Origin of the sequence: Citricoccus sp. K5, assembly GCF_902506195.1 — a bacterium.
In the GTDB taxonomy this organism is placed as follows: domain Bacteria; phylum Actinomycetota; class Actinomycetes; order Actinomycetales; family Micrococcaceae; genus Citricoccus.
This window is the reverse complement of sequence record NZ_LR732817.1, coordinates 1,660,664-1,683,521: the sequence shown is the minus strand read 5'-3', so window position 1 is coordinate 1,683,521 and position 22,858 is coordinate 1,660,664. Positions and strand designations below refer to the sequence as shown.

19 protein-coding genes are annotated in these 22,858 nt (G+C 69.0%); 18 read left to right on the top strand and 1 reads right to left on the bottom strand.

The genetic code is table 11. From position 1 onward, the window contains the following. The first annotated feature begins 1 nt into the window (after position 1). The 18 genes from BOSE125_RS07500 to nrdR all read left to right on the top strand — a co-directional run bounded on the left by BOSE125_RS07500 (position 2) and on the right by nrdR (position 21,934). Positions 2 to 1,744 carry a Mur ligase family protein gene (locus tag BOSE125_RS07500; RefSeq protein WP_159551367.1) on the top strand — a complete coding sequence of 581 codons (1,743 nt, stop codon included), beginning with the start codon at positions 2 to 4 and terminating at the stop codon, positions 1,742 to 1,744. Beyond that, on the top strand, positions 1,741 to 3,267 hold the full coding sequence (gene murF, locus BOSE125_RS07495) for a UDP-N-acetylmuramoyl-tripeptide--D-alanyl-D-alanine ligase (protein ID WP_159551365.1): 1,527 nt from the start codon (positions 1,741 to 1,743) through the stop codon (positions 3,265 to 3,267). The genes BOSE125_RS07500 and murF overlap by 4 nt, the downstream gene beginning before the upstream one ends. Further along, positions 3,264 to 4,367 carry a phospho-N-acetylmuramoyl-pentapeptide-transferase gene (mraY, locus tag BOSE125_RS07490; protein ID WP_159551363.1) on the top strand — a complete coding sequence of 368 codons (1,104 nt, stop codon included), beginning with the start codon at positions 3,264 to 3,266 and terminating at the stop codon, positions 4,365 to 4,367. The genes murF and mraY overlap by 4 nt, the downstream gene beginning before the upstream one ends. Further along, positions 4,349 to 5,917 (top strand): UDP-N-acetylmuramoyl-L-alanine--D-glutamate ligase, encoded by a 1,569-nt coding sequence (murD, locus tag BOSE125_RS07485; RefSeq protein WP_159551361.1) that lies wholly within the window; start codon positions 4,349 to 4,351, stop codon positions 5,915 to 5,917. Before mraY ends, murD begins: the two co-directional genes overlap by 19 nt. 11 nt (positions 5,918 to 5,928) lie before the next feature. Then, positions 5,929 to 7,200: a putative lipid II flippase FtsW gene (gene ftsW / locus BOSE125_RS07480; protein ID WP_159551359.1), complete on the top strand. Its 1,272-nt coding sequence runs from the start codon at positions 5,929 to 5,931 to the stop codon at positions 7,198 to 7,200. Then, positions 7,197 to 8,378 (top strand): undecaprenyldiphospho-muramoylpentapeptide beta-N-acetylglucosaminyltransferase, encoded by a 1,182-nt coding sequence (murG, locus tag BOSE125_RS07475; protein WP_159551357.1) that lies wholly within the window; start codon positions 7,197 to 7,199, stop codon positions 8,376 to 8,378. Before ftsW ends, murG begins: the two co-directional genes overlap by 4 nt. Positions 8,379 to 8,398: 20 nt before the next feature. Beyond that, positions 8,399 to 9,865, top strand: coding sequence for a UDP-N-acetylmuramate--L-alanine ligase (gene murC, locus BOSE125_RS07470; RefSeq protein WP_159551355.1), 1,467 nt, complete (start codon positions 8,399 to 8,401; stop codon positions 9,863 to 9,865). Next, on the top strand, positions 9,862 to 10,695 hold the full coding sequence (locus BOSE125_RS07465) for a cell division protein FtsQ/DivIB (protein WP_159551353.1): 834 nt from the start codon (positions 9,862 to 9,864) through the stop codon (positions 10,693 to 10,695). The genes murC and BOSE125_RS07465 overlap by 4 nt, the downstream gene beginning before the upstream one ends. Positions 10,696 to 10,979: 284 nt before the next feature. Further along, the gene (ftsZ, locus tag BOSE125_RS07460) at positions 10,980 to 12,194 is read left to right on the top strand and encodes a cell division protein FtsZ (protein ID WP_159551351.1); all 1,215 of its coding nucleotides are present in this window, start codon (positions 10,980 to 10,982) and stop codon (positions 12,192 to 12,194) included. Positions 12,195 to 12,224: 30 nt separating this feature from the next. After that, positions 12,225 to 13,211 (top strand): polyphenol oxidase family protein, encoded by a 987-nt coding sequence (locus tag BOSE125_RS07455; protein WP_371300581.1) that lies wholly within the window; start codon positions 12,225 to 12,227, stop codon positions 13,209 to 13,211. Between the two features lie 10 nt (positions 13,212 to 13,221). Then, on the top strand, positions 13,222 to 14,004 hold the full coding sequence (locus BOSE125_RS07450; RefSeq protein WP_159554892.1) for a YggS family pyridoxal phosphate-dependent enzyme: 783 nt from the start codon (positions 13,222 to 13,224) through the stop codon (positions 14,002 to 14,004). An 80-nt stretch (positions 14,005 to 14,084) separates the two neighbouring features. Beyond that, positions 14,085 to 14,651, top strand: a complete 567-nt coding sequence (locus BOSE125_RS07445; protein WP_159551349.1) for a cell division protein SepF — start codon at positions 14,085 to 14,087, stop codon at positions 14,649 to 14,651. 55 nt (positions 14,652 to 14,706) lie between these two features. Continuing rightward, entirely contained in the window at positions 14,707 to 15,009 is a 303-nt protein-coding gene (locus BOSE125_RS07440; RefSeq protein WP_115931479.1) for a YggT family protein, read from the top strand. Between the two features lie 109 nt (positions 15,010 to 15,118). Further along, positions 15,119 to 15,889 (top strand): DivIVA domain-containing protein, encoded by a 771-nt coding sequence (locus BOSE125_RS07435; protein WP_159551347.1) that lies wholly within the window; start codon positions 15,119 to 15,121, stop codon positions 15,887 to 15,889. Positions 15,890 to 16,046: 157 nt separating this feature from the next. Next, positions 16,047 to 16,655 carry a signal peptidase II gene (gene lspA, locus BOSE125_RS07430; RefSeq protein WP_236557869.1) on the top strand — a complete coding sequence of 203 codons (609 nt, stop codon included), beginning with the start codon at positions 16,047 to 16,049 and terminating at the stop codon, positions 16,653 to 16,655. Beyond that, on the top strand, positions 16,639 to 17,601 hold the full coding sequence (locus tag BOSE125_RS07425) for an RluA family pseudouridine synthase (protein WP_159551343.1): 963 nt from the start codon (positions 16,639 to 16,641) through the stop codon (positions 17,599 to 17,601). Before lspA ends, BOSE125_RS07425 begins: the two co-directional genes overlap by 17 nt. A 100-nt stretch (positions 17,602 to 17,701) precedes the next feature. Continuing rightward, positions 17,702 to 21,304, top strand: a complete 3,603-nt coding sequence (dnaE, locus tag BOSE125_RS07420; protein WP_371300580.1) for a DNA polymerase III subunit alpha — start codon at positions 17,702 to 17,704, stop codon at positions 21,302 to 21,304. A 132-nt stretch (positions 21,305 to 21,436) separates the two neighbouring features. After that, complete coding sequence (gene nrdR, locus BOSE125_RS07415) at positions 21,437 to 21,934, top strand: transcriptional regulator NrdR (protein WP_159551341.1); 498 nt, start codon at positions 21,437 to 21,439, stop codon at positions 21,932 to 21,934. Between the two features lie 75 nt (positions 21,935 to 22,009). On the opposite strand, the gene ppgK is transcribed toward nrdR, so the two are convergent. Continuing rightward, positions 22,010 to 22,831, bottom strand: coding sequence for a polyphosphate--glucose phosphotransferase (gene ppgK / locus BOSE125_RS07410; protein ID WP_159551339.1), 822 nt, complete (start codon positions 22,829 to 22,831; stop codon positions 22,010 to 22,012). Positions 22,832 to 22,858: the final 27 nt, after the last annotated feature.

Genomic DNA, 22,858 nt, shown 5'->3' with positions numbered 1-22,858 from the left:
CATGACTTCACCCCTGACGCCTGCCGAGCAGGATGCTGCCTTCCGTCCGGACCACACGGACCCGCTGGACTGGAACGACCTCATCGAGGCGCTCAATCGCTCCGGCCTGCCCGTTGAACTCTCCGGCGTGGAAGTCGGCCTGCCCGGACAGCCCGGCCCCACCGGGATCGCGATGGATTCCCGTGCGGTGCGGACCGGCGATCTCTACGTGGGCGTCCCCGGAGCCAACCGACACGGGGCCGAGTTCGCCGCGGCCGTCGTGGCGGGCGGAGCCGCCGGGCTCCTCACGGACCAGGAGGGAGCGGAGCTGGCCGGTCACCTGCCCACCGGCACACCGGTGCTGGTGGTGCGGAACGTGCGCGACGCCGTCGGGCCGGCGGCCGCGGCCATCTACCGGAATGCGGGGGTGGGCCCCCGGATGTACGGGATCACCGGCACGAACGGCAAGACGACCACGAGCTACTTCCTCACCTCGTTGCTGGAGGCGTGGGGGGAGACCACCGGCCTGATCGGCACCATCGAGATCCGCGCCGGACGCCGTACCGTACCGAGCAGCCTGACCACGCCCGAATCCACGCAGTTGCACGCGTTGATGGCGATGATGCGCCAGGAACAGGTCAATTCGGCCGCCATGGAGGTCTCCTCCCACGCCATCAGCTACCGACGGGTCGCGGGCCTGCATTTCGCGGTCGCCGGATTCACCAATCTCACCCAGGACCACCTGGACCTGCACGGCTCCATGGAGGAGTACTTCGCCGCGAAGGCGGGCCTCTTCGACGCCCGACGGACCGGCCGTGCCGTCATCACCCTGGACGGTGGTCCAGATGCCCCGGACCGTGACGGTGCCACCTGGGGGACCAGGATGGCCGCTGCCGCCGGCTGCCCCATCGCGACCCTGTCCCTGGGGCCCGCGGCCGACCACGGGGGCGCACCGCTGACGGGCGCGGACTGGACCGTCACGTCCCTCGAGGCCATCGGCCTCGGGTACCGGTTCACCCTGCTCCATGCTGCCAGCGGCCGCAGCGTCACCGCCTCCACCGGGCTGCCCGGCCGCTTCAACGTGGCCAACGCCGCGCTGGCCGCAGTCATGGTCTTCGAATCGCTGCCCGGCACCGAGTGGGATGCCGTGGCCCGGGTGCTGGACATGCCGGTGGGTCAGGGACCCTTCGCCACGGCCGTGCCCGGGCGCATGGAAGTCGTCGGCCAGTCACCGGACGGCATCGTCGACTTCGCCCACAACCCGGACGGGATGGTGCGGGCCCTGGAGTCCGTCCGGGACGCCCGGCAGGCGGCCGGCAACACCACCGGACGCACGATCCTCGTGTTCGGCGCCACCGGGGACCGGGACCGGGCCAAGCGCCCGGTGATGGGTCGCATCGCGGCCGAGTGGGCCGACGTCGTGATCGTCACCGATGACGACGCCCACACCGAGGAGCCTGCGGGCATCCGGTCAGAGGTGCTCGACGGCGTGCGGGAAGCGGCCCGTCAGGCTGCCGGCATCGGCCGTCGGGTCGAGGTCCACGAGGCCGCGCCGCGCCAGGAGGCCATCGACCTGGCCGTGTCCTTGGCCACACCAGCCGACACGGTGCTGCTGGCCGGCCGTGGCCATGAAACCGTCCAGGACATGGACGGTGTGGACGTGAGCCTGGACGACCGGGTGGAACTGCGGGGCGCCCTGGCACGGCACGGCTTCGGTCCCTCATCGGATTCTCATGGGCACCGACGTAAAGTTGACGGGTCATGATCGAACTCACTGCAACAGCCGTCGCCGAGGCCACGGGAGGTACGCTCACTGCCTCCGTGCCGCCGGGTGCCACGGTCGACTCCGCCACCACCGATTCCCGGGAAGCCGCCGCCGGGACCCTGTTCATCGCCAAACCCGGTGAACATGCCGACGGGCATGACTTCATCACCGCCGCCCGTGCCGCCGGAGCCACGCTCATTCTGGCGGAGCGTCAGACCACGGATGCCGAGGGCCGGACGGACCCCGCAGTCATCGTGGACGACGTGGTGCTGGCTATGGGCCGTCTGACCACGCACATCGTGCAACGTATCCGTGAGCATTCACCGACCACGGTCATCGGCATCACCGGCTCAGCCGGGAAGACCACCACCAAGGACCTGTTGGCCACCATCCTGGCGACCGCGGGACCAACCGTGGCGCCGCAGAACTCGTACAACGGTGAGGTCGGCGTGCCGCTCACCGTGTTCCGAGCCGCCCTGGACACGCGCTACCTCGTCATCGAGATGGGCGCTGACGAGGTGGGGAACATCAAGTACCTCTCCTCCATGGTCAAGCCGGACATCGGGGTCGTCCTGATGGTCGGTTCCGCCCACGCCGGCAAGTTCGGCGGGGTCGAGAACATCGCCCGGACCAAGGGCGAACTGGTCGAGTCCCTGCCGTCGAACGGTTTCGCCGTGCTCAACCGGGACGATGCGCGCGTGGCCACGATGGCCGCCCGCACCCAGGGTCGCGTGGTCTGGTTCGCCGTGGAGGACGGTTCCTTCCCGCTGGTGGACGCGGACCTCGAGACGGGTAGTGCCGCCTTCTCCGCACTGGCCGACTCCCTCACGACGAACGCCGACGAGCGGCCCCAGTTCGACCTGCGGATCGGCGCGGGCACCCGCGCCGAGCCCCACCCCGTGGCCTCCGGCCTCATCGGGCGGCACCACGCCTCCAACATCACCGCGGCCGCGGCCGCTGCGGCGGCAGCCGGCCTCTCCGTGGAGTCCATCGCCGTGGCACTCAACGGCGCCGGCCCCACGAGCCGCCGGCGGATGGAGCGCACCGACCGCCCGGACGGCATCACCGTCATCAACGACGCCTACAACGCGAACCCCGAGTCCATGCGGGCAGCCCTGCAGACCCTCGCCATGATGGGCCGGTCCACCGGGCGGCGCACCTGGGCGGTGCTGGGGGAGATGCTGGAGCTCGGCGATACCCGCATCCGCGAGCACACCGCGATCGGCACCGCTGTCGTACGGCTCAACATCAGCCAGCTCTTAGTCGTCGGCCGCGGCGCCCGGCCGCTCTACACCTCCGCGGTGAACGAGGGGTCGTGGGGTGACGAGGTCGACTTCGCCGAGGATCTCGACGCCGCCGAGACCCTGCTCCAGGGCAAGCTCGCTCCGGGCGACATCGTCTTGTTCAAGTCCTCTAACGGCGCCGGCCTGGGTGATCTGGGCGATCGGCTCGCACATGGTCCGGTCAGTCCGGACCCCATGGATGTCCCGCCCACCGGGGACCGGAAGGAGCAGAGCCAGTGATAGGCCTGTTGATCGGTGCCCTCCTGGGGCTCGTGCTGACACTCATCGGCACGCCGTTGTTCATCAAGTTCCTGGTCCGCCAGGGGTACGGCCAGTTCATCCGTGATGACGGCCCCACCTCGCATGCGACGAAGCGGGGCACGCCGACCATGGGCGGAACGGTCTTCGTGGTCGCCACGGTGGTCGCGTACTTCCTCACCCACTGGATCATGTCCGGCCTGCAGCTGGAGAATGCCGGGGTCACCGCCTCGGCCTTGATCCTTCTGTTGCTCATGGTCGGAATGGGCTTCGTGGGCTTCCTGGACGACTTCACCAAGATCTCCAATCAGCGCTCGCTCGGCCTGACCCCCTGGGCGAAGATCATCCTGCAGGCCGTCGTCGGCATCACCTTCGCCGTGCTGGCCCTGAACTTCCCGAACGAGCGTGGGCTGACCCCCGCCTCGACCGCCATCTCCTTCGTCCGGGACCTGCCGATCGACCTGGCCTTCGCCGGGCCGGTTCTCGGCGTGATCCTCTTCGTGGTCTGGTCCAACCTCATCACCACGGCCACCACCAACGCGGTGAACCTGACGGACGGACTGGACGGACTGGCCACGGGCGCCACCGCCATGATCACCGCCGCCTACATGCTGATCACCCTGTTCCAGGCGAACCAGTCGTGCGGGGTCACCAGCGCGGGACCCGGCTGCTACGAGGTGCGAGACTCCATGGATCTGGCGGTGCTGGCCTCCATCCTCACCGGCGCCCTGATCGGGTTCCTGTGGTGGAACACCGCGCCAGCCAAGATCTTCATGGGGGACACCGGCTCGCTCGCCCTCGGCGGCGCCCTCGCCGGCTTCGCCATCATGTCCCGGACCGAACTCCTGGTGGTCATCCTGGCCGGGCTCATGGTCCTCATCACCCTCTCGGTGATCATCCAGGTCGGCTACTTCAAGCTTTCCGGCGGCAAGCGGGTGTTCCTGATGGCACCGCTGCAGCATCACTTCGAGCTCAAGGGCTGGGCCGAGGTGACGGTGGTCATCAGGTTCTGGATCATCGGCCTGCTCTGCGTGGCTGTGGGCATCGCCCTGTTCTACGGCGAATGGGTGCTGTCCCAGTGAACCCGGTGAACCCAGTGACCGAGGAGTCCCGAACCGACCCCTTCGACCGCCTGGCCACCCTCACGAGCTGGGATGCCGAGTGGGCCGGCCTGCGCGTCGTCGTCACCGGCCTGGGCCTGTCCGGTTTCGCCGCGGCGGACACCCTGGCCGAGCTCGGCGCCCACGTGGTGGTCGTGGACGGCCAGGACAGCCCGGAACACCGGGCCAAGGCGGACACCCTGAAGATCGTCGGCGTGCAGGACGTGCTGTTGGGGGACCGGTACACGGCCGTGCTTCCCGACGTCGGCGGACTGGCCCCCGAACTCGTGGTCACCTCCCCGGGGTGGCGGCCCGACCAGCCCCTCCTGGCGGCCGCCGCTGCGGCGGGCATCCCCATCTGGGGCGACGTGGAGTTGGCCTGGAGGGTCCGCGAACGGGCAGGGCGCAAGACCGCGGACTGGCTGGTCGTCACCGGCACCAACGGCAAGACCACCACGGTCGGCATGGTCGAGTCCATGCTGCTGGCTGCCGGACAGCGGGCCATCGCGTGCGGCAACGTCGGCACACCCATCCTCGACGCGATCCGTGATCCCGAGGGCTGGGACACCATCGCCGTGGAACTCTCCAGCTTCCAGCTGCACTGGACCCATCACATCGAGCCCGCCGCCTCCGCGGTGCTGAACCTCGCCGAGGACCATGTCGACTGGCACGGCTCCTTCGAGGCCTATTGTGCGGACAAGGCCAAGATCTACGAGCACACCCGACTCGCCTGCCTCTTCAACGAGGAACAGCCCTTGACCATGCGCATGGTCGAGGAGGCGGACGTCCAGGAGGGCTGCCGGGCCATCTCCTTCACCACCGACACCCCGGGACGGTCCATGCTTGGCGTGGTGGACGGTCTCCTCGTGGACCGCGCCTTCCTGGAGGACCGGGCCCATCAGGCCCTGGAGCTCGGCCAGCTGCAGGACCTCGGACCGATCGCCCCGCAGCACCAGGTCGCCAATGCCCTGGCGGCGGCCGGACTGGTCCGCGCCGTCGGGGTGTCACCCGAGGCGGTGCGCGACGGGCTGCGCGCCTACCAGCCCGGCGACCACCGGATCCAGTTGGTGGCCCAGGCCGATGACGTGCTGTGGATCAACGACTCCAAGGCCACCAACCCGCATGCGGCCGATGCGTCATTGGCGGCGTTCACGGACGTGGTGTGGATCGCCGGCGGCCTGCCCAAGGGAGTGAGTTATGACGAGCTCGTCGCCCGCCATGTCGGCCGACTTCGCGCCGTCGTGCTCATCGGCGCCGATCCCGCCGAACTCGCCGGGGCGTTGCGGCGACACGCGCCGGACATCCCGGTACTCTCCACCGCCGTGCGGGACACTGGAACAGACCCCTCGGACGGCCATCAGGCCATGGCCGCAGCGGTCCGTGAAGCCAATGCGGTGGCCCGCCCCGGGGACGTCGTACTGATGGCGCCGGCAGCGGCGTCCATGGACCAATTCGAATCCTACGCAGACCGAGGAAACGCCTTTATCGACGCCGTCGCCCGCCTCATGGAAGCCAAGGGGCTGGGCAGCTAAGGAGCCCTTGCATGGTGACCACACCCCACCCGCCCGTGTGGCGCCGGGCCTGGGGATTCCTCGAAGGCCAGGGCTCCAGCCGCACGTCGTACTTCCTGATCCTGGGCTGCGCCGCGGCCTTGACCGTCATCGGCCTGGTGATGGTGCTCTCGTCCTCCTCGGTCGAGAACATCGGGGAAACCACCGGATCCTATGACCTGTTCATCCGGCAGGCGTTGTTCGCCGTGGTCGGGTTCGTGGGCCTGTTCGTCCTCTCGCGGCTGAGCACCGACCGGCTGCGGTCCCTGGCCTGGCCCGCCATCCTGCTGGCGGTCTTCCTGCTGGCCTTGGTGCTGACACCGCTCGGCCACGAAGTCAACGGTAACCAGAACTGGCTGAAGATCGGCTCGTTCACGGCACAGCCCTCCGAGGCCGCCAAGCTGGCGCTGGCCCTGTGGGCGGCCGTGGTCCTGGAGCGCAAGGCCAAACTGGTCGGCCAGCTGAAGCACTCGATCGTCCCGGTCATCTTCCCGGTGGGCGCCATCCTGCTGGGCCTGATCATGTACGGCCGGGATCTCGGCACGGCCATGGTGATCATGATGATCATGGCCGCCGTCCTGTTCCTGGCCGGCACCAAGCTGCGCTACTTCCTCATCGCCGGCGGCATCGGGGCCCTGGGGGCCGTGGTCATGGCCCTGACCTCGGCCAACCGTGCCGTGCGTATCCAGGCCTGGCTGGGCAACTGCGAGTTCCCCACTGAGCCCTGCTACCAGCCGGACCACGGCATGTACGCTTTGGCCTCCGGCGGCTGGTGGGGGGTCGGTCTGGGCCAGTCCCGGCAGAAGTGGAGTTACATCCCGGAGGCGGAGAACGACTTCATCTTCACCATCCTCGGGGAGGAGCTCGGATTGGCCGGGACCCTGCTCGTGATCGGGCTGTTCGCGGGTCTGGCCATCGGCCTGTTCCGGGTGGCGCGCCGCTCGACCTCACTCTTCGTCCGGATCTGCACCGGGGGGATCCTCATCTGGATCGTCGGTCAGGCCTTCATCAACATCGCCATGGTCACCGGGCTGCTGCCCGTGATCGGCGTCCCGCTGCCCTTCATCTCCTATGGCGGTTCGGCGCTCACCTTCGTCCTGGCCGGCATCGGCGTGGTGCTCGCCTTTGCCCGCGAGCAGCGCCAGGAGGAGGAAGCGGCTGCGCGAAGTGCCGCCGAGACCGCAACAACCGCCACCTCCGGAAGCTCCGTACCGTCCGCAACCCCTGTCGGCGCCGCACGCGCCGGGAAGAAGGCCCGATCATGACCGAACCGCTCCGCGTCGTTCTGGCGGGCGGCGGGACCGCCGGGCACGTCAGCCCCATGCTGGCGATCGCACGCGCCCTTGAGGAGACGCACACCGCAGGTGTGGACGCGACGACGGCCGGTGACGCCGGGAATCCCGGGGTGCATTGCACCATGGTCGGGACCACCTCGGGCCTGGAGACCCGGCTGGTCCCGAGCGCCGGCTACCAGTTGGACACCATCGACCGGGTGCCGCTGCCCCGCCGGCCCACCATGGACCTCGTGCGGTTGCCCCTGCGACTGCGTCGGGCCGTCACCCAGGCCGGAGAGATCCTGGACCGCCGCCGTGCGGACGTGGTGGTCGGGGTGGGCGGATACGTCTCCACCCCCGTCTATCTGGCCGCCGTCCGCCGGGGCGTGCCGCTGGTCATCCATGAGGCCAATGTCCGGGCCGGACTGGCGAACAAGGTCGGCGCGCGCAAGGCCGCCGTCGTGGCCACGGCCTTCCCGGAGACCGTCCTGCCCCGGGCGCAGTGCGTCGGCATGCCGATGCGCCGGGAGATCTCCACGCTGGACCGGGACGCGTCACGGGCGCAGGCGCGGAGGGCACTCGGCCTGGACCCAGAGCGGGCCACGGTGGTGGTGACCGGGGGATCCTCCGGCGCGCTCAACGTCAACCGGACCATCGCTGCCGCGCTGCCCGGCCTCTCCGCCGCCGGACTGCAGGTGCTGCACCTGACCGGGCGGGACAAGCAGGTCCTGAGCGAGGACGGCACCCCGGTCGCCGCTGCGGGCTACCACCAGCGTGAGTACCTCGACGGGATGGAACAGGCCTACGCGGCCGCGGACCTCATCGTCGCGCGGGCCGGCTCGGGCACCGTGCACGAACTCGCCGCCGTGGGCCTGCCCTCCGTCCTCGTCCCCCTGCCCATCGGCAACGGGGAGCAGGCCCTCAACGCCCGCGGGCTCGTGGCGGCAGGCGGAGCCCTGATGGTCCGGGATGAGGCGTTCACCGCCGACTGGGTCCGGCGTGAACTCATCCCGCTCGCCCAGGATCCCGCACGGTTGGCTGCCATGTCCGCCGCAGCCCAGGCCCGCGGCATCCGGGACGCCGACCGCACCATGGCGAGGCTCGTCCTGCAGTCCGCCGGCCGTGCCCCGTCCTCTTCCTCCAGCAACCACCCGGGAGACGCCTCGTGAACCCCCCGTCAGCCTCATCGATGCCCCCTGCCCTGGCCGAGTTGGGTCGGGTCCACTTCCTCGGCCTCGGCGGGGTCGGCGTCTCCGGCATTGCCCGGATCATGCAGCAGCTCGGCGTCGAGATCTCGGGAACGGACGCCAAAGACCTGCCGGTCATGCGGGAACTGGAGACGGCCGGAGCCACCGTCTTCGTGGGCTACGACGCCACGCATCTCGACCGCCTCGCGCAGGACGGCGGGGGAGCGGTGGGCACCGTCATCGCCTCCTCCATCGCAGGCCCGGGCAATCCCGAGTACGACGCCGCGGTGGATCGAGGGATCCCGGTGCGCCACCGCTCCGAGGGTTTGGCCGCGGCCATGTCCGGCCACCGTGTCCTGGCCGTGGCCGGAACCCACGGCAAGACCACCACGTCCTCCATGGCCGCCATGGCCTTCTCCGACGCCGGCGCGGACCCCACCTTCGCGGTCGGGGCCGCCGTGGCCGGGTTGGGCACCAATGCACGAGCCGGCGGGGGCGAATGGTTCATCGCCGAGGCCGACGAATCGGACGGCACCCTGCTGAACTACCGCCCGGAGATCGCCATCCTGACCAACGTGGAGGCCGACCACCTCGACTTCTACGGCTCGGTGGAGGCCGTCACCGAGGTGTTCCGGGATTTCATCCGGCTCCTGCCGCGCCAGGGGGTCCTGGTGGCCTGCGCGGACGACGCCGGCGCGCGGGAGGCCGCGGAATGGGCGCGCACCGAAGCCGTCGACGGCCTTCCGGCGCCCAGGGTGGCCACCTATGGATCGGACCCCGCCCGGGCCGATGACCTGGTGCTGGTGGACAGTGAGCTGGCTGAGCTGACCGGTGGCACCGGACAGCGGCTCACGTACCGGTGGGCTGATGGAACGACGACGGCCCTGACCCTGGCCGTGCCCGGGCGGCACAACGCACTCAATGCGGCGGCGGTACTCCTGTCCGCCCGGCACGCCGGCTTGGACGTCGGTGCCGCGGCACGTGGGCTCGAGGCCTTCCGGGGCACGGCGCGCCGCTTCGAGTACCGCGGCGAGGCCGCCGGAGTCCGGGTCTTCGACGACTATGCGCACCATCCGACCGAGGTGGCTGCCGCCATCGCCGCCGGACGGACCGTGGCCGGCGGGAACCGTGTCCATGTGCTCTTCCAGCCCCACCTGTTCTCGCGCACCCGCGACTTCGCGGAGGGCTTCGCCGCGGCGCTCTCGGCGGCGGATGGTGTCCGAGTGCTGCCGGTCTACCCGGCGCGGGAGGAGCCGATCCGCGGGGTCGACTCCTCGCTCATCGCCGGTCGGGTCCGCACGGAACTGCCGGGGTCGACGACCGTGCCCGCGGACGCGCCGGCCGCCGTCGCCTCCCTGGTGTCCGCGGCACAGCCCGGTGACGTCATCCTCACGATGGGAGCCGGGGACGTCACGGCCCAGGGCGGTGCGGTGCTGGCGGCCCTGACAGAGCAGGCGGGACGCGCGTGACAGACGAGCGGACCCCCACCGGCAGATCGGCCACGTCGGACCATGCTGGTTCTTCGGCTTCTTCAGCCTCTGAGGACACCGCCCTGCCCGCGGACAATGTGGTCGAGTTCCCGGAGACGCAGGGGCAGGCCCGCAGGCGGCACCGCAGGGTGTGGTTGATCGGCGGGGCCGGTGCCCTGGTGCTGTTGTGCATCCTTGGCGCGGTACTGTATTTTTCCCCGGTGCTGGCCATCCAGCAGATCAAGGTCACCGGGACGGACCTCCTGGAGCAGAGCCGTGCGGAGGAACTGCTGGAGCCGGTCATCGGAGAGCCGCTGCCGCAGGTCGGCCAGCGGACCGTTGAGGACCTGGTTGGCGGGGAGCCGGCCGTGGACACGGTCCGGGTCCATGCCGAGCCCCCCAACTCGTTGTCGGTGGAGATCGTGGAGCATCAACCGGTGGCCATGGTCCCGGAGGGGGAGAGCCACGTCCTGTACTCAGCGCGTGGGGAGGCCCTGGCCACCCTGTCCGGAGAGCGGGCCTCCACCTACCAGCTGCCCAGCGTGTCCAGCGCGGAGGATGTCAGCGATCCCGAGGTCTTCGACACGATCACCTCGGTCCTGGGTACGCTGCCCGAACAGATCCGCACCCGCATGGAGTCGGCCTCCGCGGAGACCGTGGACTCGGTCACCCTCCAGCTGACGGACGGCAGGACGGTCCTCTGGGGCAACGCGGACAAGGGGGCCCGGAAGGCCCAGGTCCTCGAGGCCCTGTTGAACGTTCCCAAGGACGAGGAGGCGCCGATCCGCGAGTTCGACGTCTCCACGCCGGACCGGCCGGTGACCCGGTGACGTCCCGTGACCCGGTGAGGTGCGGTGGCCAGGGCGTGCACCGCCACCCGCAAGGGCGCCACGGCCGGGATTCAGCGCCAGTCGGGGACGCCACAGCGACACACCGGAGGCGGGTCTTTGCACGAACGCCGCCAGCACCATAACGTTTCAACCAGAAGACAGGTTGACATAACAATAACCTTCAACCTGAACGTTAAGCCAACCTGAGTGGCCGGACGCGCGCTGGGCGTCACCGTCACCACCGGGTACCAAGACAGACAGAAACCGAGCAAGGGACAAATACCGTGGCAGCACCGCAGAACTACCTGGCCGTCATCAAGGTCGTCGGCATCGGCGGCGCCGGCGTGAACGCCGTCAACCGCATGATCGACGTCGGACTCCGCGGCGTGGAGTTCATCGCCATCAACACGGACGCCCAGGCGCTGCTCATGAGTGATGCCGACGTGAAGCTGGACGTGGGCCGCGAGCTCACCCGCGGCCTCGGCGCCGGCGCCAACCCCGAGGTCGGCCGCCAAGCCGCCGAGGACCACGCCGAGGAGATCGAAGAGGTCCTGCGCGGCGCGGACATGGTGTTCGTCACCGCAGGCGAGGGCGGCGGCACCGGCACCGGCGGTGCTCCCGTGGTCGCCCGCATCGCCCGCTCGCTCGGCGCCCTGACCATCGGTGTCGTCACCCGCCCCTTCACCTTCGAGGGCCGCCGCCGCGCCGGCTCGGCCGAGAGCGGCATCGACGCCCTGCGGGACGAGGTCGACACCCTCATCGTCATCCCGAACGACCGGCTGCTGTCCATCTCGGACCGCAACGTCTCCGTGCTGGACGCCTTCAAGTCCGCGGACCAGGTCCTGCTGTCCGGTGTCCAGGGCATCACGGACCTGATCACCACTCCGGGTCTGATCAACCTCGACTTCGCGGACGTGAAGTCCGTCATGCAGGGCGCCGGCTCCGCGCTCATGGGCATCGGTTCGGCGCAGGGTGAGGATCGCGCCGTCAAGGCGGCCGAGCTGGCCATCGCCTCCCCGCTGCTGGAGGCCTCGATCGACGGCGCGCACGGCGTGCTGCTGTCCATCCAGGGCGGCTCCGACCTGGGTCTGTTCGAGATCAACGAGGCAGCCCGCCTGGTCCAGGAGGTCGCCCACCCGGAGGCGAACATCATCTTCGGCGCTGTCATCGACGACGCGCTGGGCGATGAGGCACGCATCACCGTCATCGCCGCCGGCTTCGACCAGGTCGATGCCACTTCCGCGCCGTCCGGCGGCTTCAACACCGGCACCAAGCCGCAGGGCCAGCAGTCCGGGCTGCCGGCACAGAACGGTGCGGCGCAGGTGCCGCACCAGCCCGTTCCGAACCAGCCCGTCCCGGCCGCCCAGGAGGCCGCGCCGCAGCCCGAGGCTTCCGGCTACAAGGCCGAGCCCGCCCAGCAGGACCTGCCGACCGTCGTCGAGCCGGACCTGTCCGGTGCCGGCCGTGACGATCTCGATGTCCCCGACTTCCTGAAGTAGTCACCGGGCGACGACCGTGCCGGAGGCATCGTGACCGACAACCGGCGACCGGCCGGGGCTATGACGGCCCCGGCCGCTCCGTTCCTGTTCCGGGCCCATCCCGGTCCCGGCCTCGAGGTGGCCTTCACCAGCGTCGACGCCGGCAATCTCGCCTTCCATGTCAGCGGTGTCAGCGGTTCGCCGGCAGCGGGCAGCAAGAGCAACAAGAGCCACCAGTATGCCGACAGCGTCGCGGGCGACGGCGCCGACGGCGCAGGGGACTCACGCCAGCGGGTCCGGGCGTCCCGCCACGGCGTCGAGGCGGCCTTGGGCGTCCCGCCCGGACGCACCGAGTACCTCACGCAGGTGCACTCGGCGCGGGTGGTGGCGGCTGCCGGACGCGGCTGGGGTGAATCGCCCGCTGCAGAGGAAGCCGACGCCCTCGTCAGCCCGACCGGCCGGGATCCGCTGGCCATCATGGTGGCGGACTGCCTGCCGGTGGTCTTCGCGTCCCGCCGCCCTGCGGCGTCGCCTGTATCCGTGGGCAGCGACGGCCGTGCCGGGACATCCGTGTCCGGGACCGGTGGCACGGACCCCCTGGCCGGCCCGACAGCGGTCGCGCATGCCGGCCGGCGGGGCCTGCTCGACGGAATCCTGCAGAACACGGTGGAGAGGATGCGGCGCGAGGGCTCCGGCCATGAGCCGGGAGACATCCAGGCATGGATCGGCCCGGCCATCTGCGGCCGGTGCTACGAGGTTCCCGAGCAGATGCGTCTGGACGGTGCCGCTCAGATCCCCGCCACCCACTCCACGACCACGTGGGGGACGCCGGCACTGGACCTGCCGGCCGGGGCCCAGGCCGTGCTGGAATCGCTCGGCGTCGCGGTGCACCGCAGTGCGGTCTGCACCCGGGAGGATCCGCGGCTCTTCTCGCATCGACGTGATCCCGGCCGAGGGCGGTTCATCGGGCTGGTGTGGCGGCGCGAGGAAGGGCAGGGCACCAGTCCCAGTGACGGTAGTGAAGATATCGAAGGATGAGTACACCGGAATGACGGACACGGACCACCCGCAGGACGAGCGCGCGGCGGAACTGGGACGACGCCTGGCTGTGGTGCACCGCCGGATCGCTGCGGCGGTCGAGGCGGCCGGTAGGCAGGACACCCCGGACCTGGTGGTCGTCACCAAGTTCCATCCGGCAGCTGACGTGCGCAGACTGCACTCCTGCGGCGTGCGCCACGTGGGCGAGAACCGCGACCAGGAGGCCAGGGGCAAGGCCGCCGAGGTCGCTGACCTGGCCGAGGCCGGACTCGAGTGGCACTTCATCGGCCAGTTGCAGTCGAACAAGGCCAAGTACGTGGTGCGCTACGCCTCGGCAGTGCACTCGGTGGACCGGATCTCCCTCGTGGAGGCGCTCTCCTCGGCGATGGACCGGGAGCAGGGGCGACGCCGCGAGGCGGGGGAGCCGTTGCGCCCGCCGATGGACTGCCTGATCCAGGTGGACCTGGACGGCCGGGCCGCCGCAGACCGCCCCGCGGGAATCGGGTCGCGGGGCGGCGCACATCCCGACGAGGTGTCCGGGTTGGCGGCCGCGATCTCCGAGGCCGAGGGACTGACGCTCCGGGGGGTCATGGCGGTGGCACCCGTCGGGCTGGACCCCGTGCCGGCCTTCCATCTCCTCCGGCAGATCTCCGGAGCGGTGTCGGCAGCCCATCCGGAGGCCACCTGGATCTCGGCCGGCATGAGCCAGGACCTGGAACAGGCCGTGGCGGCCGGAGCGACACACCTTCGGATCGGCACTGATGTCCTCGGGCCACGCCCCGACGTGGGTTAACCTCAAAGGTGTCTGCTTCGACAGCGGGCGACGCAGGGCCCGGAGCAGGCCGGGCGGATTCCACACGGTGAGGATGTTCGATGGCTGGTGCACTGAAGAAGACCATGATCTACCTCGGGCTCGCCGATGGCGAGGAGCAGTACGAGGAAGAGCAGCGGGCGGCCGAGCAGCCCCGCCGGCAGGAGCGGGCCGAGCGCCACTCCGCCGTCGAGACCGCTGAGCCGGCCGACGACTGGGAGGACGAGGTCCGGGAGGACCGCCCCCAGCCGGTGCGTGCGGCCCACCCCCAGCCGGCTGAGCGTGAGTATCGCGCACCCGTCACCCCCATCAAGCGGGCCACCCAGTCCCGGGAAGAGGCCCCTGCTGTGCGACAGATCACCACCGTGCACCCGCGTTCCTACAACGACGCCAAGCTCATCGGAGAGTCCTTCCGTGGGGGCATCCCGGTCATCATGAACGTGACGGACATGAGCGAGGCCGATGCGAAGCGCCTGGTGGACTTCTCCGCCGGCCTGGTGTTCGGCCTGCACGGATCCATCGAGCGCGTCACCAACAAGGTGTTCCTGCTGACGCCGGCCACCGTCCAGGTCCTGGGCGAGGACTCCTCGGAGACCGAAGACCAGGCCCACTTCTTCAACCAGAGCTGACACCGCACCGGCAGGGCTTCCCTGCCGGGACCATGACGGTGTGGAATAGGCTGCCGTGACCCTGATCTTCTCCCTTCTCTACCTTGTCCTGGCACTGGTTCAGTTCCTGCTGCTGATCCGGATCGTCTTCGACGTGGTGCAGTCCTTCGCGCGTTCCTGGCGGCCGAAGGGCATCCTGCTGATGGTCGCATCCACCGTGTACACCGTGACCGACCCGCCCCTGCGCTGGCTCCGGTCCAAGATCCCGCCGGTGAATCTCGGCGGAATCGGCATCGACGTGGCCTTTCTGATCCTCTTCGTCGTTGTCGTCCTGCTGAAGTCCATCGTCGCTGCCCTTGCCGTGGGCACGTTGGGCTGATGGTAGCCTGAAGAACAGTGTGGCCGCGGCATGCAGACCTGCATGCGGATGGCCACAAAGAAGACCGTTGCCCCTCGAGGGCAGACCAAATACGTATTGGGGTGACCACATGGCTCTGACGCCGGAAGATGTTGTCAACAAGCGGTTCCAGCCGACGAAATTTCGGGAAGGCTACGACCAGGACGAGGTTGACGACTTCCTGGACGAGATCGTGGTCGAACTGCGTCGTCTGAACCAGGAGAACGACGAGCTGCGCCGCAAGGTGTCGGACCTGCAGTCCGGCGGAAGCGGCGAGTCCGCTGTTCCGGCTCCGGTGTCGGCTGAGGCCGCAGAGGACCAGGACACCCAGGTCAAGGCCGGCGCTGCCCCGGAGGCCGTGGAGTCCACGGACACCACCGAGTCCGCCCAGGCCGAGGACACCCCCGCCGCTGCTCCGGCCACCGCGGCGCCTGCCGCTGGTGCGGCGGTCCCGGCTGCCGTCTCCGAGCCCACCGTCACCGAGTCCGCCCCAGCTGCCGGTTCCACCGCCGCCACGCCGGTCTCCGGCGCGTCCGAGGCCACGGCCACGTCCGCCGCAGGCGTGCTGGCCATGGCCCAGAAGCTGCATGACGACTACGTGGCCGAGGGCCAGACCAAGCGCGAGGAGATCATCCTGGAGGCCCAGACCGAGGCCAACGGGCTGGTCAATGACGCCCAGGAGAAGTCCCGGAAGACGCTGGCCGACCTCGAGGAGAAGAAGTCGGTGCTGGAGCGCAAGGTGGAGCAGCTCAAGGGCTTCGAGCGCGACTACCGCGCTCGCCTGAAGGCTTACATCGAGGGCCAGCTCCGCGACCTGCAGAACCAGGGGCCGATCCAGGACGAGGCCACAGCCTCGAACTGAACCGCGACCCGGCCTGCCGGGCCGGACGCGAGTCGACCCCACTGATACAGATCCGGGCCGGCCATGGTGGACCACCATGGCCGGCCCGCTTCTGTTCCCGACCACCATCCTTGTCCGGCACAGGACAGCACCGGACTGCACCGAAGGACGCCACCGCGTGACCGACATTGAGCCCAGCCACCCCGCCGGTCCAGAGGACACCACCGCAACCGCACCGAAGCGTCATCGTGCGTGGGTCGCCGTGCTGGTGTTCGCCGTGGGTTACGTCTTCGACCAGCTCACCAAGCGCTGGGTCGAGAGCACCATGACCGAGGGGCAGGTCACCGACGTCCTGGCTCCCGTGCTCCGGTGGCACTTCATCCGCAATCCGGGTGCCGCGTTCTCCATCGGCGAGGAGCACACCTGGATCTTCACCATCATCCAGTCCGCGGTGGCCGTCGTCGTGGTGGTGCTGCTGTTCCGGGTCCGCTCGACCCTGTGGGCCGTGGCCCTGGGCGGTCTGCTGGGTGGAGTCCTGGGCAACCTGACGGACCGCCTGTTCAGGCCGCCGGGCTTCGGTGTGGGGCACGTGGTCGACTTCATCGCCTTGCCGAACTTCGCCATCTTCAACATCGCGGACTCGTTGATCGTCTGCTCCATGATCGGCATCGTCCTGCTGATGTTCAGGGGACTGCAGCTCGACGGCACCCGAGAGATGCCTGAGAAGGCCGCGGGGACAACAGAGGCCGGTAAGCCCACCGGGCAGGGCCGTGACGCAGACTCCTGAACCCGGCGAGGCCGTCGTCGTCCCCCAGGAGCACGAGGTGGGCCGGAGGGTGGACGCGGTCCTGGCCGTGGCCCTCGGGATCTCGCGCACGAAGGCAGCGGCCTGGTGCGCGGCCGGCCTCGTGTCCGAACGTGCCGCCGGGACGCCGGGGCCGGTACGGGCCGTGCAGAAATCCGCCAGAGTCGCGGCCGGCACCGAACTCCTGGTGGACGTCCCGGAGGAACCGAACCCGCTCGATGTGAAGGTGGAAATCGTGGAGGACCTGAGAATCCTGGCAGACGACCCGGACTACGTGGTGGTGGACAAGCCCGTCGGCGTGGCCGCCCACCCGTCCCCGGGCTGGGTGGGTCCCACCGTCGTCGGGGGACTGGCCGGTGCCGGCTACCGCATCTCGACGTCCGGTGCCCCGGAGCGCCAGGGGATCGTGCACCGACTGGACGTGGGCACCTCAGGGATCATGGTGGTCGCCAAGTCCGAGCGCGCCTACGCCGTGCTCAAGGACGCGTTCCGCGACCGCACCCCGGAGAAGACCTACCACGCGGTGGTGCAGGGACTTCCGGATCCCCTGAACGGGACCATCGACGCCCCGATCGGCCGCCACCCCGGTCACGACTGGAAGTTCGCCGTGCTCGAGGGCGGCCGGGACTCCATCACCCGGTACCAGACCCTCGAGGCCTTTGGCCGGGCGACCCTGGTGGAGGTCAAGCTCGAGACCGGGCGGACCCACCAGATCCGCGTGCACTTCTCGGCGCTGCGCCACCCCTGTGCAGGGGATCTGACCTACGGCGCCGATCCTCGGCTGGCAGCGGAATTGGGGTTGACGCGGCAATGGCTGCACGCCCACCGGCTCGGGTTCTCCCACCCGGTGACCGGGGAATGGGTGGACTACGAGAGCCCCTACCCGCAGGACCTCGTCTATGCCTTGGGCGTGTTGCGCGGGGACTAACTAATCTGGATGATCGACGCGATCAGCATGACCACCATGATCGGCGCGATCAGCATGTACGGCAGCAGGTAGCAAGCAGGGCAGTAGGGAAGTGCGGAGCATGACGGCCACCACGGATATGGCACAGGAAGCAGCTGCGACGAAGAAGGACGGCGGGTTCGCCCACCTCCACGTCCACACCGAGTACTCGATGCTGGACGGCGCGGCCAAGCTCAGCGAGCTCTTCGACGAGACGAAGCGGCTGGGCATGGACTCGATCGCCATCACCGACCACGGGTACCTCTTCGGGGCCTTCGACTTCTGGAAGAAGGCCACCGATGCCGGCGTCAAGCCGATCATCGGGCTCGAGGCCTACCTGACCCCCGGACAGCTGCACCGCTCGGACAAGACGAAGGTCCGGTGGGGTGAGCAGCATCAGCGCGGGGACGACGTCTCCGGTGGTGGCGCCATCACGCACATGACCCTGCTGTCCAAGAACAACAAGGGCATGCACAACCTGTTCCGCGCGGGCTCGATCGCCTCCCTGGACTCGGTCTACGCGAAATGGCCGCGCATCGACAGGGAACTGCTGTCCACCTACTCCGAAGGCCTGATCGGCACCACCGGCTGCCCCTCGGGTGAGATCCAGACGCGGCTGCGGCTGGGCCAGTACAACGAGGCCCGGGAGGCCGCCGCCGAGTTCCAGGACATCTTCGGCCGGGAGAATTTCTACTGTGAGCTGATGATGCACGGCCTGGACATCGAGAAGCGGGTCATCAACGACCTGCTCAAGCTGTCCAAGGACCTGCAGATCCCGCTCGTGGCGTCCAACGACCTGCACTACACGCACGAGCACGACTCCAAGCCCCACGAGGCGCTGCTGGCCATCCAGTCCGGGTCCAACCTGCTCGAGCCCACCTATGACCAGGGCGGGTCCCGCTTCGCCCTGTCCGGCACCGAGTACTACGTGAAGTCCCCGCGGCAGATGCGGGACCTGTTCTCGGAGTTCCCCGAGGCCTGTGACAACACGCTGCTGATCGCCGAGCAGTGCGAGGTCTCCTTCGATACTGAGGCGAACTACATGCCGAAGTTCCCCTGCCCGCCGGGGGAGGACGAGACGACGTGGCTGACGAAGGAGGTCGCCACCGGGTTGAAGTTCCGCTACCCCAACGGCGTTCCCTCCCACGTGCGCAAGCAGGCAGACTACGAGCTGGACGTCATCCTCTCGATGGGCTTCCCGGGCTACTTCCTCGTGGTGGCCGACTTCATCAACTGGGCCAAGAACAACGGCATCCGGGTGGGGCCGGGACGTGGCTCCGGCGCCGGCTCCATGGTCGCCTACGCGCTGAAGATCACCGAGCTCGACCCGCTGGAACACGGACTGATCTTCGAGCGCTTCCTCAACCCGGACCGCGTGTCCATGCCGGACTTCGACGTGGACTTCGATGATCGCCGCCGCTCCGAGGTGATCGACTACGTCACGGAGAAATACGGCGACGAGCGCGTCTCCATGATCGTCACCTACGGCACCATCAAGACGAAACAGGCCCTCAAGGACTCTGCCCGCGTGATGGGCTTCCCCTTCTCCATGGGTGAGTCCCTGACGAAGGCGCTGCCACCGGCCGTCATGGCCAAGGACATCCCGCTGAAGGACATCGAGGACAAGAAGTCGCAGCGGTACGGCGAGGCCGGTGAGTTCCGCGAGCTCGTCGCGACGGATCCGGACGCTGCCAAGGTCTTCGAGACCGCCAAGGGCGTCGAGGGGCTGAAGCGGCAGTGGGGCGTGCACGCCGCGGGCGTGATCATGTCCTCGGAGCCGATCATCGACGTCATCCCGATCATGCGCCGCCTGCAGGACGGCCAGGTGATCACCCAGTTCGACTACCCCACGGCGGAGGGCCTGGGGCTGATCAAGATGGACTTCCTCGGCCTGCGGAACCTGACGATCATCTCGGACGCGATCGAGAACATCCAGATGAACCAGGACTTCACCCTGGACCTGGAGTCCCTGACGTTCGACGACAAGGCGTCCTATGAGCTGCTGGCCCGAGGCGACACCCTGGGCGTGTTCCAGCTCGACGGCGGGCCCATGCGTTCCCTGCTGAAGATGATGAAGCCGGACAACTTCGAGGACATCTCGGCCACCATCGCGCTGTACCGCCCCGGGCCCATGGGCGCGAACTCGCACACCAACTACGCGCTGCGCAAGAACGGCCAGCAGGAGATCTCGCCGATCCACCCGGAGCTGGAGGAGCCCCTCAAGGACATCCTCGACACGACCTACGGCCTGATCGTGTACCAGGAACAGGTCATGGCCATCGCGCAGAAGGTCGCCGGGTACTCGCTCGGCCAGGCGGACATCCTGCGCCGAGCCATGGGCAAGAAGAAGAAGTCGGAGCTGGACAAGCAGTACGTCGGGTTCCACCAGGGCATGGTCGACCGCGGCTACTCCGAGGCCGCCGTCAAGGCTCTGTGGGACATCCTGCTGCCGTTCTCCGACTACGCCTTCAACAAGGCCCACTCGGCGGCCTATGGGCTGGTGTCCTATTGGACCGCGTACCTCAAGGCGCACTACCCGGCCGAGTACATGGCCGCCCTGCTCACCTCCGTGGGTGATGACAAGGACAAGATGGCGATGTACCTCAACGAGTGCCGCCACATGGGGATCTCAGTGCTCCCGCCGGACGTCAACGAGTCCAGCCTCTACTTCACCTCGGTGGGCAAGGACATCCGCTTCGGTATGGGCGCCGTGCGCAACGTGGGTGCCAACGCCGTGGCCGGGATCGTCGCCGCCCGCGAGGAGAAGGGGAAATTCACCTCGTTCCAGGACTTCTTCAAGAAGGTCCCGGCCGTGGTGTGCAACAAGCGCACCATCGAATCCCTCATCAAGGCCGGCGGCTTCGACTCCCTCGGGTACGCCCGCAGGGCCATGCTGGCCGTGCACGAGGAGGCCACGGACGGCGCCGTGGCGCAGAAGCGCCAGGAGGCCAACAATCAGTTCGACTTCTTCTCCCTGCTGGAGGACGAGGGGGGCGACGTCGGCGACGCCGGGTTCGGGATCGAGGTCCCGGACATGCCGGAATGGGACAAGAACGACAAGCTCACCTTCGAGCGCGAGATGCTCGGCCTCTACGTCTCCGACCACCCCCTGCAGGGACTGGACGGCGTGCTCGCCCAGCATGCGGACATCTCCATCACCCACATCCTGTCCGACGACGGCCCGTCCGACGGCGCGATGGTCACCATCGCCGGGCTCATCACGAGCCTCGAGCGGCGCATCGCCAAGAGCTCGGGCAACGCCTATGCGCGCACGGAGATCGAGGACCTGGGCGCCTCGATGGACGTCATGTTCTTCGGCAAGGCCTACGCGCCGATCGCCACGATGCTGGCCCAGGACCTCGTGGTGGCCGTCAAGGGCCGCGTGCAGCGGCGTGATGACGGGTCGATCTCCCTGAGCGCCCAGGAGCTGACCATCCCGGACCTCTCGGACGGCCACTCCGGCCCGGTCTCGCTGACCATGCCCGGTTTCAAGGCGAACGAGACCGTGGTCGCCGCCCTGGGGGACGTGCTCAAGACCCATCCGGGGACCACCGAGGTCCGGCTCAAGCTGACGGGGGCGCGGACCATGGAGGTCATGCAGCTCGGCGCCGACTTCCGGGTCAGCCCGAATCCGGCCCTCTTCGGGGATCTCAAGGTGCTGCTGGGTCCGGCCTGCCTCGAATAGGGAAGGCAGAGTCGGCCCCATCCGTGGTGTCGCTCATCGAAGAACACCACTACATCTGGTAATGACACGGTTGTTATTCAATGGGTCATCCGACTATGATGGAGTGGTCCACCAGCGGAGGAAGGGGAAGTCATGCACTGTCCCTTCTGCCGTCATGAGGACTCCCGTGTGGTGGACTCCCGCTCGCTGGATGATGGCTCGGCCATCCGCCGGCGCCGCCAGTGCCAGTCCTGTGGGAAGCGTTTCACGACCATGGAGACCACGGCACTGACGGTGGTCAAGCGGTCCGGGGTGGCCGAACCCTTCGATCGCTCCAAGATCATCAACGGTGTCCGCAAGGCCTGCCAGGGCCGTCCGGTCACCAGCGATGACCTCGCCATGCTGGCGCAGGAGGTCGAGGAGACCATCCGGGCCACGGGCAATGCCGAGGTGGACGCCCACGAGGTGGGGCTCGCCATCCTGGAACCATTGCGCCGCCTGGACCAGGTGGCCTACCTCCGGTTCGCCTCCGTGTACCAGGCCTTCGACTCGCTGGACGACTTCGCCGGCGCCATCGAGGACCTGCGGTCCGCCGGTACGGCATCGGACACCGCCACCCCGGCTCTGCAGCCGCGGTTGTTCACCCGCTGACGCGGAAGGCCCCACGGGGCGATGAGACTGCCGATGGCGGCTCCGGAGGGGAAGCCGGAGCCGCCATCGGCCACTTCAGGCAGATACCGTCGGCAGGTTCTCGAGCGCCCACAGCGCGGTTCCCACGATGCCGGCATTGTTCCTGAGCGTCGCGGGGACGATCGGCGTGCGCAGGGTCAGGTGGGGCAGGTAGTCGTCAGGGCGCTTGGAGATGCCGCCGCCCACGATGATGAGGTCCGGGTAGAAGATGCCCTCCACATAGGAGAAGTAGCGCTGGAGCCGTTCGGCGTACTCCGGCCAGTCGATCCCATCGCGTTCGCGTGCGGCGGCGGAGGCCCGGGTCTCGGCCATGATGCCGTCCAGCTCGATCGTGCCCAGCTCGAGGTTGGGCACGAGCTGCCCGTCGCGGAACAGGCCCGACCCGATGCCGGTGCCGAGCGTGATGACGAGCACCGTGCCCTGCACGCCCCGGCCCGCGCCGAACCGGACCTCCGCGAGCCCGGCCGCGTCGGCGTCGTTCAGGGTTCTCACGGGCCGCTTCAGGCGCTCGGAGAACAGGCCGTCCACATCGGTGCCGATCCAGGAGGGGTCGATGTTCGTGGCCGTGCGGCAGATCCCGTCCTGGATGACCGCCGGGAAGTCCACTCCCACGGGGGACGCCGGTGCCGGCGCGCGGTCCCGGGCGTCCAGTTCGGTGGTGATCTGGGCCAGGACGTCGGCCACGGCCTCCGGGCTGGCCGGCTGCGGCGTCGGGATCCGGAAGCGGTCCCCGAGCAGGCGGCCCGACTTCTTGCCCTCGCCCAGCTGGACGATGCCGCCCTTCATGCCGGTGCCGCCGATGTCGATGCCGAGGGCGGTGTGCAGGCCGTGGGAGGGGCCGGTGGACTTCTTCGCCATGCTGCGCTCCAGGTGGGTTCAGGGATC

Coding starts and splice junctions, on each gene's coding strand:
- BOSE125_RS07500 (WP_159551367.1), top strand. CDS start 2: ATGACTTCACCCCTGACGCCTGCCGAGCAGGATGCTGCCTTCCGTCCG.
- murF (WP_159551365.1), top strand. CDS start 1,741: ATGATCGAACTCACTGCAACAGCCGTCGCCGAGGCCACGGGAGGTACG.
- murD (WP_159551361.1), top strand. CDS start 4,349: ATGGGTGCTGTCCCAGTGAACCCGGTGAACCCAGTGACCGAGGAGTCC.
- ftsW (WP_159551359.1), top strand. CDS start 5,929: ATGGTGACCACACCCCACCCGCCCGTGTGGCGCCGGGCCTGGGGATTC.
- murG (WP_159551357.1), top strand. CDS start 7,197: ATGACCGAACCGCTCCGCGTCGTTCTGGCGGGCGGCGGGACCGCCGGG.
- murC (WP_159551355.1), top strand. CDS start 8,399: ATGCCCCCTGCCCTGGCCGAGTTGGGTCGGGTCCACTTCCTCGGCCTC.
- BOSE125_RS07450 (WP_159554892.1), top strand. CDS start 13,222: ATGACGGACACGGACCACCCGCAGGACGAGCGCGCGGCGGAACTGGGA.
- BOSE125_RS07445 (WP_159551349.1), top strand. CDS start 14,085: ATGGCTGGTGCACTGAAGAAGACCATGATCTACCTCGGGCTCGCCGAT.
- BOSE125_RS07435 (WP_159551347.1), top strand. CDS start 15,119: ATGGCTCTGACGCCGGAAGATGTTGTCAACAAGCGGTTCCAGCCGACG.
- dnaE (WP_371300580.1), top strand. CDS start 17,702: ATGACGGCCACCACGGATATGGCACAGGAAGCAGCTGCGACGAAGAAG.
- nrdR (WP_159551341.1), top strand. CDS start 21,437: ATGCACTGTCCCTTCTGCCGTCATGAGGACTCCCGTGTGGTGGACTCC.
- ppgK (WP_159551339.1), bottom strand. CDS start 22,831: ATGGCGAAGAAGTCCACCGGCCCCTCCCACGGCCTGCACACCGCCCTC.